At 62.2% G+C, this 12940-nt stretch carries 13 protein-coding genes; 6 read left to right on the forward strand and 7 right to left on the reverse strand.

Annotated elements, in window-relative coordinates; all coding sequences use genetic code 11:
• Positions 1–66 precede the first annotated feature (66 nt).
• The 3 genes from glyA to ACSQ3L_RS22410 all read right to left on the reverse strand — a co-directional run bounded on the left by glyA (position 67) and on the right by ACSQ3L_RS22410 (position 4596).
• Positions 67–1380, reverse strand: coding sequence for a serine hydroxymethyltransferase (glyA, locus tag ACSQ3L_RS22400; RefSeq protein ID WP_436161889.1), 1314 nt, complete (start codon positions 1378–1380; stop codon positions 67–69).
• Between the two features lie 179 nt (positions 1381–1559).
• Complete coding sequence (locus ACSQ3L_RS22405) at positions 1560–3200, reverse strand: Na+/H+ antiporter (RefSeq protein WP_436161890.1); 1641 nt, start codon at positions 3198–3200, stop codon at positions 1560–1562.
• A 142-nt stretch (positions 3201–3342) separates the two neighbouring features.
• The gene (locus ACSQ3L_RS22410) at positions 3343–4596 is read right to left on the reverse strand and encodes a L,D-transpeptidase family protein (protein ID WP_436161891.1); all 1254 of its coding nucleotides are present in this window, start codon (positions 4594–4596) and stop codon (positions 3343–3345) included.
• A gap of 370 nt (positions 4597–4966) precedes the next feature.
• On the opposite strand from ACSQ3L_RS22410, the gene ACSQ3L_RS22415 reads away from it, so the two are divergent.
• Positions 4967–5500 (forward strand): hypothetical protein, encoded by a 534-nt coding sequence (locus tag ACSQ3L_RS22415; RefSeq protein WP_436161892.1) that lies wholly within the window; start codon positions 4967–4969, stop codon positions 5498–5500.
• A 120-nt stretch (positions 5501–5620) separates the two neighbouring features.
• Here ACSQ3L_RS22415 and ldtR read toward each other — a convergent pair whose 3' ends face one another.
• The 3 genes from ldtR to ACSQ3L_RS22430 form a co-directional block, all read right to left on the reverse strand.
• The gene (gene ldtR / locus ACSQ3L_RS22420; RefSeq protein WP_008875359.1) at positions 5621–6136 is read right to left on the reverse strand and encodes a transcriptional regulator LdtR; all 516 of its coding nucleotides are present in this window, start codon (positions 6134–6136) and stop codon (positions 5621–5623) included.
• A 238-nt stretch (positions 6137–6374) separates the two neighbouring features.
• Positions 6375–6797 (reverse strand): DUF6163 family protein, encoded by a 423-nt coding sequence (locus tag ACSQ3L_RS22425; RefSeq protein ID WP_436161893.1) that lies wholly within the window; start codon positions 6795–6797, stop codon positions 6375–6377.
• Positions 6794–7837, reverse strand: a complete 1044-nt coding sequence (locus tag ACSQ3L_RS22430; protein ID WP_436161894.1) for an enoyl-CoA hydratase/isomerase family protein — start codon at positions 7835–7837, stop codon at positions 6794–6796. Before ACSQ3L_RS22430 ends, ACSQ3L_RS22425 begins: the two co-directional genes overlap by 4 nt.
• 65 nt (positions 7838–7902) lie before the next feature.
• Between ACSQ3L_RS22430 and ACSQ3L_RS22435 the strand changes: the two genes are divergently transcribed.
• The 5 genes from ACSQ3L_RS22435 (at position 7903) to ACSQ3L_RS22455 (ending at position 11750) form a co-directional block, all read left to right on the forward strand.
• Positions 7903–8514 carry a pyridoxamine 5'-phosphate oxidase family protein gene (locus tag ACSQ3L_RS22435; protein WP_436161895.1) on the forward strand — a complete coding sequence of 204 codons (612 nt, stop codon included), beginning with the start codon at positions 7903–7905 and terminating at the stop codon, positions 8512–8514.
• Positions 8515–8517: 3 nt separating this feature from the next.
• On the forward strand, positions 8518–9348 hold the full coding sequence (locus ACSQ3L_RS22440; RefSeq protein WP_436161896.1) for a DUF2066 domain-containing protein: 831 nt from the start codon (positions 8518–8520) through the stop codon (positions 9346–9348).
• Positions 9349–9434: 86 nt separating this feature from the next.
• Complete coding sequence (gene hemB / locus ACSQ3L_RS22445; protein WP_436161897.1) at positions 9435–10472, forward strand: porphobilinogen synthase; 1038 nt, start codon at positions 9435–9437, stop codon at positions 10470–10472.
• Between the two features lie 41 nt (positions 10473–10513).
• Entirely contained in the window at positions 10514–10810 is a 297-nt protein-coding gene (locus ACSQ3L_RS22450) for a nucleotidyltransferase family protein (RefSeq protein ID WP_352811061.1), read from the forward strand.
• A 292-nt stretch (positions 10811–11102) separates the two neighbouring features.
• Complete coding sequence (locus ACSQ3L_RS22455; protein ID WP_436161898.1) at positions 11103–11750, forward strand: dihydrofolate reductase family protein; 648 nt, start codon at positions 11103–11105, stop codon at positions 11748–11750.
• A gap of 163 nt (positions 11751–11913) precedes the next feature.
• Here ACSQ3L_RS22455 and ppk2 read toward each other — a convergent pair whose 3' ends face one another.
• Entirely contained in the window at positions 11914–12834 is a 921-nt protein-coding gene (ppk2, locus tag ACSQ3L_RS22460) for a polyphosphate kinase 2 (protein WP_436161899.1), read from the reverse strand.
• Positions 12835–12940 lie beyond the last annotated feature (106 nt).

A 12940-nucleotide genomic window follows, 5' to 3' on the forward strand; every position in this document is an offset into this window, starting at 1 on the left:
CGAACGCTCCAGCCTTGCCGCGACGATGCTTGTCGTCGCGGCAAGTTTGTAAGACCTCCTACCGCGTCAGCCGAGATAGGGATAGAGCGGGAAACGGTCGGTCAGCGCCACGACCTTGGCCTTGACCGCCGCTTCGACGGCGGCATTGCCTTCGTCGGAATTGGCGACCTTGAGGCCATCCAGCACTTCGGCGATCAGCTTGCCGATCTCGCGGAACTCGGCTTGGCCGAAGCCGCGCGTGGTGCCGGCCGGGGTGCCGAGGCGCACACCCGAGGTGACGAAGGGCTTTTCCGGGTCGAACGGAATGCCGTTCTTGTTGCAGGTGATGTTGGCGCGGCCCAAGGCGGCTTCGGCGCGCTTGCCGGTGGCGTTCTTCGGACGCAGATCGACCAGCATCAGATGGTTGTCGGTGCCGCCGGAGACGATATCCAGACCGGTTTCCTTGAGGCTGGAGGCCAGCGCCTTGGCGTTGGCGGCGACGCTCTCGGCATAGACCTTGAAGCTCGGCTTCAGCGCTTCGCCGAAGGCCACCGCCTTGGCGGCGATGACATGCATCAGCGGGCCGCCCTGCAAGCCGGGGAACACCGCAGAATTCATTTTCTTGGCGATGTCCTCGTCATTGCACAGGATCATGCCGCCGCGCGGGCCGCGCAGCGACTTGTGCGTCGTCGTCGTCACGACATGGGCGTGCGGCAGCGGCGACGGATGCACGCCGCCCGCTACGAGGCCGGCGATATGCGCCATGTCGGCCATCAGATAGGCGCCGACCGCGTCGGCGATCTCGCGAAAGCGCTTCCAGTCCCAGACGCGCGAATAGGCGGTGCCGCCGGCCAGGATCAGTTTCGGCTTGGTTTCATGCGCGGTCTTCTCGATGGCGTCCATGTCGAGCAGATGGTCGTCCTGGCGCACGCCATAGGACACGACCTTGAACCATTTGCCGCTCATGTTGACCGGCGAGCCGTGGGTCAGATGCCCGCCGGAATTGAGGTCGAGGCCCATGAAAGTGTCGCCGGGCTGCAAGAGCGCCAGGAACACCGCCTGGTTCATCTGGCTGCCGGAATTCGGCTGGACGTTGGCGAAGTTGCAGCCGAACAGCTTCTTGGCGCGCTCGATTGCCAGTTCCTCGGCCACGTCGACGAACTGGCAGCCGCCATAGTAGCGCTTGCCCGGATAGCCCTCGGCATATTTGTTGGTCATGATCGAGCCCTGCGCCTCGAGCACCGCGCGGGAAACAATGTTTTCGGAAGCGATCAGCTCGATCTCGTGGCGCTGGCGACCGAGTTCGTTGCGGATGGCGCCGAAAATCTCCGGATCGGCATCTTCCAGCGTGGTTTCGAAGAAGGATTCGAATTTGTTCGACACTGCCGCTGCTGTTGCCATGGCCTGAAATCCTCGGGGTTCGGGGGCAATTTTCGATTTATGCATGTCGTTGTCCCAAAACCGCTGCACACTTTTGAGCAACATGCATTCGCCGCGCCATTAACACAGTTGCTTTCGCCCCGCCACGTTTGCGGCGCGAAATTTGCTGGCCGGATTGCGCCAGCGAAGTGCGCAGGTCGTTATTTCCTCGCTTTGCGGCCTCTCAGCAGGGCCTCGGTGAGCGTGATCTCGGTAAACAGCGCCTGCGACGTATGGTCGTTGATTTCGCCGCTGCGAAACATGTCACGCACGGCCGCGCGCTCGGCCTCGATGCCGGCGAGCCGCAGTTCTAGCTCTAGCCTTCCGGCTTCGCGCGCCTCGGCCCGGGCCTCGTCGGCTTCGTCTGAGGCGGCGATGCGGCGCCGGTAACCGGCGACGATGTTATCGGCGGCAGCAAGCCTGGCACCGGGCACTTCGCCGTCGTCCTCCGCCCCGGCAATGCTCTCGATGCGCGCGATTGCCGCCTTGGCAGCGCCGACACGCGCCAGGCGCTCCTCGGCGGCACCGGCATCCTCACCAGGCTCGACCAGCCCCCTGGCGATCGTCGGCAGAGCGAGGCTGGCGAAGACCAGCGAGCAGATGATGACGCCGGCGGCGAGAAAAATGACCAGGTCGCGCGCCGGAAACGGCGAGCCGTCCGGCATGGCGAGCGGCAGCGACAAGATGCCAGCAAGTGTAATCGCACCGCGCACGCCGGCCACCGAACCGGCGAGCCGCACCCGCAGCCCGAACGGCTCGACCTTGCGCTTGCCCAGACGCGCGGCGATGCCGGCGGCGATATCGCCAACCCATATCCACAGGAAGCGCAGCGTGATCAGGCACAGCGTCAGCGCGATGACGGTCGCGATCGGCTGGATGATCGGATGCAGGCTCATCAGTTCCGGCGGCACATGGCGGATGATGTCGGGAAGCTGCAGGCCGAGCACGATGAAGAGAGCGCCGTTGAAAACGAAGGAAAGCGTCGTCCACAGCGACATCGTCTGCATGCGCGCCGAGACGCCGAGGAAGCGGAACACGCCGGAGCCGCCGGTGAGCAGGCCGGCGGTGACCGCCGCCAGGATGCCGGAAGCTCCAACATGCTCGGCGCCGAGATAGGCGATGAAGGGCAGCAAGATCATCACCAGCACCTGCGCCTCGGCCGGCACGCCGCCGATGCGGTTGAGCAATTGCAGCAGCTTGGCGGCAACGAACAGCGCCGCCACGCCGACCAGGATGCCGACAGCCACGGCATAGAGGAAACTGAGCGAAGCCGCGGCAAAGGAAAAGCTCCCGGTCAGCACTGCTGCCACGGCAAAGCGGAACATGACGAGGCCCGACGCATCGTTGAGCAGCGACTCGCCTTCGAGAATGTGCATCAGTCGCGCCGGAACGACATTCTTGTCGACGATCGAGGACACAGCCACCGCATCGGTCGGCGACAGCACGGCGGCGAGCGCGAAAGCGACCGCCAATGGAATGCTGGGCACCAGCCAGTGCAAGGCGTAGCCGAAGCCGACGATGGTGAAGAAGACCAGCCCGATGGCAAGGTCGAGGATCGGTCCGCGCAGCGCCATCAGTTCACGCTTCGGTGCGCCATAAGCATCGCCGAACAGCAGCGGCGGGATGAACACCAGCAGGAACAGCTCCGGATTGATCTCGACATGGATGCCGCGCACCGGCCAGGCGAGTGCGGCACCGATCGCAATCTGCAGCACCGGCAGCGGCACCCGCACCAGGCGCACCAGTGCACCGGAAAGCGCGACGAAGGCGAGCACGACCAGAATGAAGACAGCGACTTCCATGGTCCGGTTCCAGACTTGTCCGCCGACCATGCGCAAAGCCGGCCGGTCCGTCCAGCCGCCCGTCCCGCGAAAAATGCAGCGGCACCCGAGCAACGAAAAGGCCGCCCTGAGCGGCGGCCCTTTCTATAAAAATATCAGTTGCTTAAAGCGAAGACGTGATCTGCAGCTCGTTGGCACCGTCGAGCGCATAGACGTCGTCACGGAACTGCACGACGCCTGGGGCCGTCGACCAGGCCGAGAGATAGAGGAAATGGACCGGCACCGGGTTGGTAATCTGGATCGGCGTGTTTTCGCCGGTCTTGATCGCCGCCTCGAAATGCTGACGGTCCCAGCCCGGCGTGTCGCGCAGGATCCAGGTGACGAGGTCGCGCACATTCTGCACGCGCACGCAGCCCGAGGAATCGAAACGCATCATCTTGCCGAACAGGCTCTGCTGTGGGGTATCGTGCATGTAGACGCCGTCGGGGCTCGGGAAATTGATCTTAACCGACGCCATCGCATTGCCCGCGCCCGGGTCCTGGCGGAAGCGATACTTGGCGGCGTCGTCGGTCGACCAGTCGACATTGAGCGGATCGACTTCGCTGCCGTCCGGCGCGAACAGGCGGATATGGCTGTCCTTCAGATAATCGGGATTCTTCCGCATCAGCGGAATAATGTCCTTGCGGACGATCGAGACCGGCGCATTCCAGTACGGATTGACGATGATCTCGTTGATCTTGGAATTGACGATCGGCGTCTGGCGATCGATCTTGCCGACGATCGCGGTGTGGCGAAGCACGACACGGTCGTTCTCGACCGCTTCGATCTGTGCTGCGGGAATGTCGACCAGCACATAACGGCTGCCCAGCGTGCCGGCCTTTTCGCGCAGCCGCTGCAGATTGGTCTGCAGCTGGCCAAGCCGGATCTGCGCCGAAACGTTCATCGCCGCATAGGTGTATTTGCCCATTGAGCCATCAGCCGGCAGGCCGTGGCGCAGCTGGAAGCGCTTGACCGCCGAGTCGACGTAGGAGTCGAAAGCTGTCGAAATGCCGGCGCTCTGCGACAGGTCGCCCGCGACCATCAGGCGCTTGCGCAATGGCACCACATCGGGATCATCGACGCCGAGCTGCAGTTTCTTGGTCGCGGGAACATCGACCCAGCCACCCTGCCCTACAATGTTCTGATACTGCGCGACCGCCTGTTCCGTGAAGGCGACGGTCTGCGGGCTGAAGATCGGCAGCGTCGAGGCCACCTTGCCGCCCTCGCTGGCGCGGGCGTCGAACTGGTCGTCCCAATTGCCGCGCGCCGAGGATTTCAGGATATCCCCGATCACATCCTGCGCATTGGCGCCGCCGGCGACCATCGCGGCTGCGAGCGCGGAGGCTCCGGAGAGGAAAAAACGGCGGCTGGTTCTCATGGACGTTCCAGACATTCTTGTAGCGTTCGATCTGCTGCGTTGATCATCGGGCGATCTCGCCCGCACTCTAAAATTGGCAATCTTAACAATTAGCCAACCATGGTCCGTATCAGTCGGCCACAAACGCTCGCGGCGCGATACGGTTTCCGGGTGAACGCACGGCCTTCACCACAGCATCACCGGCATCCTCGGTTCCATTGGAATATGGCGGCAACGTGGCCTTGGCCCGCGATTTGCCTCGGGCGACGCAGCGAAATGAAAAGCCCGTGCTTTTTAGGTACCGATCCGCGAGTGCCGGCCGCGACGTCGAACGATGAACCACTGGGCGATCATGATACACTGACAAGCCAATCAACGTGAGGAACGAACCATGTTTGGTGTGCTTTCGGTCGTCGCGACCTTTGCTTTGGCCGGAGGTCTGAACGGCAGCACTCCAACACCGGAGGAAACGGTCGCCTATTTCGTGCACGGCCTGGAACAGGCCGCGATCCCCAAATACGGCCAGCGGGCCGAGGAACCGCTGAAGCAGTTGTCCCGATCGCCAGCGATCTTCACCAGCACCGGCCCTAACGAGGTCGGCGACAAGATCGAAACGCTGAGGTTCATCGTCACTCGGCTGGGCGATTGCATCTACAGGACCGAACAGCAATTCGAAGAGGATCGCGAGATCTACTATCGCCTGACCTACGAAATGCAGCTTGGCGGCGTAACCGCCCTGTCGTTCGACAATCCGCCCGAAGCCATTTCGCTGAAGGGGCTGGTGAAATCCTGCTCGACCGACACCGAGGGCAGCTGTGACCTGACGCGCGAGCCCGAAGCCATCGGCCCGTTCTTCGGCGAGCCCGGCCAGGCCGAACAGGCGCTGGCGTATTTTCATGAGAAGTTCTGTCCGCTGAAGCCGTAGCTCGAAAGGGTGATCGGCCAAAACCAAAGAAAAAGGCCGATGCCTATCGGCACCGGCCCTGACTGAAGGTCGATATTTCGGCCGCGCTTCTGTGACGCGGGCCGGATCCGATGCGACGCCTCACATCCGGTAGGCGATGGTATCGTTCCAGAAGCGGTCGAGCCGCTGCAAAGCGCGGTTCATCTGCTTGAACTCGTCGGTGTTGATGCCGCCGACCTGTTCGATCGAGCCGACATGACGCTCGTAAAGGCCGGCGACGACCTCCGCCACCTCGTTGCCCTTCGGCGTCAGCGAGACGCGGACCGAACGGCGGTCGATGCGCGAGCGCTGGTGGTTGATGAAGCCGAGATCGACCAGCTTCTTCAGATTGTAGGAGACGTTCGAGCCGAGATAGTAGCCACGCGAGCGCAGCTCGCCGGCGGTCAGCTCGGAATTGCCGATGTTGAACAAAAGCAGCGCCTGGATGGCATTGATGTCGGAACGGCCGTTGCGGTCGAACTCGTCCTTGATCACATCAAGCAGGCGGCGGTGCAGCCGCTCAACAAGCTGCAGCGATTCCATGTACAGGGAACGGATAGCCTCACGGCGATCGTCGGATACGTTGGCGGTCTTTGCCGCCGGACGCGAATTGATCATTGTCTTTGCCTCTCGTTTGTCGCCCTGGTGATTTTTTGTTTTTCACCTTGATCGCGACACTATCGAATACTCATAAAATTCGACTTAAACGCTAGGGCTAACAAGAGCTTACCGGTAAGAGGTTTCGGAAGAGGCTTAACGAACGGTCACCCGAGCAAGGATAATTAACCTAAAGATTTCGGCAACGATCGAGGGGACGAATTCAGGCAGCCGCCGGGTCGCCAATGTGCTCAAGGGCTTAGTGGCGGACAGGGCGCTTCTGCAGCCAGATGATGACGCGGAAGACGATGTAGAGCACCGCCACCGCGGCATGCGAGACGACAATCATCAGGCGGTGGCCGAAAAGCTCGGGAAAGCCGGCATACATGACTGTCTCGGTCGCAGCGCAAATGAACCAGATCACCGGCCCCCAGGATGCCAGCATCCACAGGCCGGCGGCGGCGAAGGGAAAGAACACGGCCAGCACCACCGCCGCGACCTGCCAGTGCACGGGCATCAGGTCGAAACGCCACAGCGAGCCCGGATAAAAGCCGATCAGCTTGATCCAGTAGAGAATGCCGAACAGCAGGCAGTAGCCCGATATGACGCGCTGGAACCAGGCGAAGATCACCTCCACCCCGGAGGGCTGCAGCACGACGCGCCTCGAGGTCACCTCGCTCATATCAAGAGCTCCCTTTCGCCCAGTGGAGCGAAATAGGCGTCGACATCGGCCTCGCTGACCGCAGCGAGGCTCGCCGGACGCCACTGCGGTTTTGAGCCCTTGTCGATGATGGCGGCACGGATCCCTTCGTAGAAATCATGGCCGGCCAGCATCCGGTTGAGGATGCGGAACTCCATCTTCATGCAGGCTTCCATCGACAGCGTCAGCCCGGCGCTGATCTGGCGCCAGGCGACGCGCAGGCTGGTCGGCGAGCGGGTGCGTATCGTTGCCAGCGTCTTTGCCGCGAACTCATCGGCGTCCGCGGCACGCTCCAGGCTGCCGATGACGCGGTTCAGGGACGGTTGCGAAAAATGACGAACGATCGCCTCCAGCGTCGGCCTGTCGGTCTCTCGCCTTGCCTGAACGAAGACACCGCGCAGCACCGATTCCGGATCGCCAGTCAGCATCAACCGGTCGAGGAAGCCGCCCTGATCCTCGGCCTTGATCGTGTGGGTGGCCAGCCCAGACCACAGCGCATCGCCATAGCGGATGCGATTACCGGTCAGCGCCAGATACATGCCGAAGGAGCCGCCGAGATCGGGCAGCAGGTGGCTGGCGCCGACATCCGGGAAAAAGCCGATGCCGACCTCCGGCATGGCGAACTGGGCATTCTCGGTCATCACCCGGTGCGAGCCGTGGAAGGAGATGCCGACGCCGCCGCCCATGACGATGCCGTCGATCAGCGCGACATAGGGTTTCCTAGAGCTGTTGATGCGGGCGTTGAGCCGGTACTCGTCGGCGAAGAACTCGACCGGCGGCTTTCCCGCCCGGCCGGTCTCATAGACATGCAGGATGTCGCCGCCCGCCGAAAACGCCCTGCCCTCGGCCTTGACGACGACGACATCGACGCCTTGGTCTGCCTCCCAGGCGGAAAGGGCAGCGTCGAGCGCCCTGATCATGCGGTGCGTCAAGGCATTGAGCGCCTGCGGCCGCGTCAGGGTGACGACGCCGGCCCGGCCCAGATGTTCGAAGCGGATCTCGTCGCCTCCGCCAAAATCCATCGTGAAAGAATCCCTCCCCCGGCCGCCGGGACTGAAGTGCTAAAGCGTGGCGCATGGTTGCGTCAATGCCAAGTCCGACCGCTGTTCCTTTGCGTCCCGGCCAAATGGGTGCAACTTATCCGTCTGTGAGGCGAAAGAACGAGCGCTTGATCCCTGTACCCGAAGCGTCGGGAGACAATTTGGCGATGCCGCGAAAGTTCGATCCAGACGATGTTCTAAGTCGCCCGCTGATGGCGAATTTGGCGACCGTCGGCGCGGACGGCGCACCGCGTAACGCACCGGTATGGTTCATCTGGGAAGATGGTGCGATCTGGCTTCTCGGGTCGTCGGATGGAAGCGCTGTAAAGCATCTCGAAAGAAACCCGCGTTGCGCGGTGGAGATTGTTCACTTCGACAACAATGCCGGTATCTTGCTTCATCTCGGGCTGCGCGGCGTCGCCACCATCGAACCAATGTCGCCGGACCGCTTCAAACGGCTGCTTCTCAGATATCTCGGTCCCGAGCCAAGCTGGAACGAATGGTTCATCGACAACGTGGCCCAGATCGAACATCCGGACGGGCGCATGATCAGACTTGCCCCGGCCAGCATTTTCACCAACAACGTGTCGTTCTTCAGAACCGGCCCTGACCTTGCGTGGCCGCCATATGTCGATGACGGGTTTCGAACCGGACGGTGAGCCATGCCGCAGTTTTTGCGCCTTGCCCTTGTTCTAACTGGCCTGCTGGCCATCGGCGCCGCCAATGGTCTGGCCAAGGCGGAGGGCCTGGAAGAGCTCTACAGCTCTCAGACCATCGTCAACGGCAAGTACGAGAAAAACCGGCAGGCCGGGTTCAAGCGCTGTCTCGACGCGGTTCTGGTCCGGGTTTCCGGCGATCCGCGCCTGCCGGCGAAAGCGGAGATGGCAGCGCTGCGCGACAAGGCCGGCAGCTTCGTTGCCAGCTTTAGTTACCGCGACCGCATGGAAGGCATTCCCAACCATGACGATCAAGGCACGTACGATCGGCCCCACAATCTTTACTGTCAGTATAAGCCGGCTGACATCGACCCGGTGCTTGCTTCGCTCGGCAGCAGACCGTGGCTGGCCGAGCGGCCACGGCTGGCGGTGTTTTTGGCGACCGAGCGCGGTATCAGGCATTTCGCGCTCGATGCCGATGACAAGCGCGACTTGCTGATGCGCGAATCGTTCAGCAATGCCGCCGCGCCGCTGGCCATGCAGGTGGCTTTTCCCATGGCGGCGCAGCTGTCGCAGGCTGGATTGGACGACAAGACGCTGCGCGACGCCGCAATGCCGGTCCTGGATAAGGCCGCGAAAAAGGCCGGCGCCGATCAGGCGCTTTCCGGCAGTCTCATGTGGAGCGACAAGGAACTGGGCTGGATCGCCGACTGGCGGCTGGCCACGGCAAGCAAGACCTACATCTGGCAGGTGCGCGGTGTCAGCTTCGATGAGGCTTTCCGCGTTGCTATCAAGGGCGCGGCGCAGATCCTGTCGGGCAATGGGCAACCCGAATAGGCCTCGACCGGATCGCTGGCACAAACGTGTCGCATTGGTCAGCGGCAAGGGCTCGTGGTAAAAGTCACCGAACGAGAGTTTTGGCGATGAACAAATTCACCCTGACCAAGCCAGCTGGCGCGCGCAGCGTCGACGACATCACCGGCAGCCGCCGTTTGCGCCGCATGCGCAAGGCCGACTGGTCGCGGCGCCTCGTGCAGGAGAACCGGCTCACGGTCGACGATCTGATCTGGCCGATCTTCGTCGTCGACGGCAGGCAAGTGCGTGAGCCGATCGCCGCCATGCCGGGGGTCTTCCGCCTGTCGATCGATCTCGCGGTCAAGGAGGCCGAGCGCGCGGCCAAGCTTGGCATTCCCGCACTCGCCACCTTCCCCAATGTCGACATCTCGCTGCGCGACCAGACCGGCTCGCACATCCTCGACCCAAACAATGTCATCAACCGCGCCACCCGCGCGATCAAGGACGCCGTGCCCGAAATCGGCATCATCACCGACGCCGCGCTCGACCCGTTCACCAGCCACGGCCATGACGGCATCCTGCGCGATGGCATCATCGTCAACGACGAGACGGTGGAACAGGTGACCGCCGCGGCCGTCATCCAGGCGGCGGCCGGCGCCGACATCATCGCGCCGTCCGACATGATGGACGGCCGCATCGGCGCCATCCGCGACGCGCTCGACGCCAACGGCTTTCAGGATGTGGCGATCATGTCCTACGCAACCAAATTCGCCTCGGCCTTCTACGGTCCCTATCGCGAGGCAGTGGGTACCGCCGGCCTGCTCAAGGGCGACAAGAAGACCTATTACATCGACCACGCCAATTCCGACGAGGCGGTGCGCGAGGCCGAACAGGATATCGCCGAGGGTGCCGACATGCTGATGGTCAAGCCCGGCCTGCCCTATCTCGACATCATCCGGCGGCTGAAGGACGAATTCCAGATGCCGACCTTCGCCTACCAAGTCTCGGGCGAATATTCGATGATCAAGGCCGCTGGCGCCAATGGCTGGATCGACGGCGAGAAGGCGATGCTGGAATCGCTACTCGCCTTCAAGCGCGCCGGCTGCGACGGCATCTTGACCTATTTCGCGCCAGAGGTGGCGGAGCTGCTGAAGGGAGACCGCTAGGTCGTTTTGGAATTTTCGACGCAATCCGCTAGAATGAATTCATGAGCAGGAATGAGGTCATAGAGCGGTTGCAGAGAAATGCAGATGCCATCAAAGGCATGGGCGCGACCTCGCTTTATCTCTTCGGATCGACTTTACGGGGCGACGCAGGGCCTGACAGCGATCTCGACCTCTTCATCGATTATGATCCTGCAAGACGCTTTTCGCTGATTGATCTGGTCGGCATCAAGCAATTTCTTGAAGAGAAGATGTCAGCGGAGATCGATATCACCACCCGCGACAGCCTCAATCCCATGTTGAAGGCCGACATCGAACGATCTGCTGTGCGCATATTCTGATGGCAGTGCGCCGGATCGAACCGATTCTAGCCGAAATCATGGAGGCCTTGGACGGCACTGGCAGATAGCCTGCGGCCGCATCCTCGTCACACGCAATTGCAGGAGACCGCCGGATCTTTCTTCTCTGCCCATGCGCGGCGGCAACGGCGGGTTCTTACCGGCGCGGCTGCCGGCTTGTCTTCAGCACTGATGGTCCGATAGTCGCCCTTAGAAAATACCGCTTGCAATTCGCAATCAGTCTGCTACAACGCAACTGCTTGCAAAATACAACTGGTTATCGAGGAGGTTCGCCATGTCCAAACTTCGCGTCAATGCTTTCACCCTGTCGCTCGACGGCTATGGCGCCGGTACCGATCAGGATCTGCAAAATCCGCTCGGCGTCGGCGGGGAATCCTTGCACAAGTGGTTTGTCGACACCCGCACCTTCCGTGAGATGGTGCTCGGACAAGATGGCGGCACCACCGATATCAACGAGGCGTTTGCGGCGCGCAGCTTCGAGAATGTCGGCGCGTGGATCCTCGGCCGCAACATGTTCGGACCGATCCGCGGCGAATGGCCCGACGACAGCTGGAAGGGCTGGTGGGGCGACAACCCGCCCTACCATGTGCCGGTTTTCGTGCTGACCCATCATAAGCGCGAACCGATCGTCATGGAGGGCGGCACGACCTTCCATTTCGTCACCGACGGCATCCATTCGGCGCTTGAACAGGCGAAAGCGGCCGCTGGCGGCAAGGACGTGCGGGTTGGCGGCGGCGTCGCCACCATCCGGCAATACCTCCAGGAGAAGCTGATCGACGAGCTACATCTGGCGATCGCGCCGGTGCTGCTCGGTTCGGGCGAGAACCTTTTTGCCGGCCTCGACATGCCCAAGCTCGGTTACACCTGTACCGAGCAGGTGGCGACGCCGCTCGCCACGCATGTCGTCATCAAGCGGGCTTAGGTTTTACCCTCCCCCTTGTGGGGAGGGTCGGTGAGTGCGCTTTGCGGGGCAAAGCGCAGGAGACGGGGTGGGGGTGCGGCGCAGACCCCCACCCCGCGTCCCAAACCGCGCGTACAGCGCGATTTGAGCCGCGACCCTCCCCACAAGGAGGAGGGTAAGGGGCTCAGTACTTCTCCGGCACGTAAAGCTCGCGCGGCAGCACTTGGCGCTCGTATTCGGGGTTGAAGACGCGCTCGGGCAGCGTGATCTCCTCGTGCGGCACTTCTTCATAGGGCAGTTGCTTGAGCAGGTGATCGATGCAGTTCAGCCGCGCCCGCTTCTTGTCGTTGCCTTCGACGATGAACCACGGCGCCTCGGGAATGTTGGTGCGGGCGAAGGTCTCTTCCTTGGCCTTGGTGTACTGCTCCCAGCGCACGCGCGACTGCAGGTCCATCGGCGACAGTTTCCACTGCTTCATCGGATCGTGGATGCGCATCAAAAAGCGCATCTGCTGCTCCTCGTCGGTGATCGAGAACCAGTATTTGACCACGGTGATGCCGGAGCGGACGAGCATGCGCTCGAACTCCGGCACGTCGCGGAAGAATTCTTCCACCTGATCGGGCTGGGCAAAGCCCATCACCCGCTCGACGCCGGAGCGATTGTACCAGGAGCGGTCGAACAGCACGATTTCGCCGCCGGCCGGCAGATGCGGGACATAGCGCTGGAAATACCATTGCGACTTTTCGCGCTCGGTCGGCGCCGGCAGCGCCACGACGCGGCAGATGCGCGGATTGAGCCGCTGGGTGATGCGCTTGATGACACCGCCCTTGCCGGCCGAGTCGCGGCCCTCGAAGATCACCACCAGCTTCTTCCTGTGATAGGCGACCCAGGACTGCAGCTTGATCAATTCGGACTGCAAGGTGATCAGGTCGCGAAAATACTGCATGCGATCGATCGAAGGCGGATGCGCACTCTTGTAGATCTTGGCGATCTCCATCGACAGCGCCGGCTCCGACATTTCGAGCTCATAGTCTTCGTCGAGCGTGTCTGCGAGTTCGGCTTCAAGCCAATCCTTGGCTGGAAAATTCTGTTTTAGCTCGGTCATATCAACTGCTCCGCTTGCAAGCTCTGTCGATCCACGTCAACGCCCCAAACTCACGGCTTGCGGCCGGAACGGCGACACCTGAGCCGACTTCAATATAGACCGGCAA

The organism is Mesorhizobium sp. LjRoot246 (genome assembly GCF_964254115.1).
Taxonomy (GTDB): domain Bacteria; phylum Pseudomonadota; class Alphaproteobacteria; order Rhizobiales; family Rhizobiaceae; genus Mesorhizobium.

What these genes read in the sequence shown, in the direction of transcription:
- glyA (WP_436161889.1), bottom strand. Translation starts at nt 1,380, where the DNA reads ATGGCAACAGCAGCGGCAGTGTCGAACAAATTCGAATCCTTCTTCGAA.
- ACSQ3L_RS22405 (WP_436161890.1), bottom strand. Translation starts at nt 3,200, where the DNA reads ATGGAAGTCGCTGTCTTCATTCTGGTCGTGCTCGCCTTCGTCGCGCTT.
- ACSQ3L_RS22410 (WP_436161891.1), bottom strand. Translation starts at nt 4,596, where the DNA reads ATGAGAACCAGCCGCCGTTTTTTCCTCTCCGGAGCCTCCGCGCTCGCA.
- ACSQ3L_RS22415 (WP_436161892.1), top strand. Translation starts at nt 4,967, where the DNA reads ATGTTTGGTGTGCTTTCGGTCGTCGCGACCTTTGCTTTGGCCGGAGGT.
- ldtR (WP_008875359.1), bottom strand. Translation starts at nt 6,136, where the DNA reads ATGATCAATTCGCGTCCGGCGGCAAAGACCGCCAACGTATCCGACGAT.
- ACSQ3L_RS22425 (WP_436161893.1), bottom strand. Translation starts at nt 6,797, where the DNA reads ATGAGCGAGGTGACCTCGAGGCGCGTCGTGCTGCAGCCCTCCGGGGTG.
- ACSQ3L_RS22430 (WP_436161894.1), bottom strand. Translation starts at nt 7,837, where the DNA reads ATGGATTTTGGCGGAGGCGACGAGATCCGCTTCGAACATCTGGGCCGG.
- ACSQ3L_RS22435 (WP_436161895.1), top strand. Translation starts at nt 7,903, where the DNA reads ATGCCAAGTCCGACCGCTGTTCCTTTGCGTCCCGGCCAAATGGGTGCA.
- ACSQ3L_RS22440 (WP_436161896.1), top strand. Translation starts at nt 8,518, where the DNA reads ATGCCGCAGTTTTTGCGCCTTGCCCTTGTTCTAACTGGCCTGCTGGCC.
- hemB (WP_436161897.1), top strand. Translation starts at nt 9,435, where the DNA reads ATGAACAAATTCACCCTGACCAAGCCAGCTGGCGCGCGCAGCGTCGAC.
- ACSQ3L_RS22450 (WP_352811061.1), top strand. Translation starts at nt 10,514, where the DNA reads ATGAGCAGGAATGAGGTCATAGAGCGGTTGCAGAGAAATGCAGATGCC.
- ACSQ3L_RS22455 (WP_436161898.1), top strand. Translation starts at nt 11,103, where the DNA reads ATGTCCAAACTTCGCGTCAATGCTTTCACCCTGTCGCTCGACGGCTAT.
- ppk2 (WP_436161899.1), bottom strand. Translation starts at nt 12,834, where the DNA reads ATGACCGAGCTAAAACAGAATTTTCCAGCCAAGGATTGGCTTGAAGCC.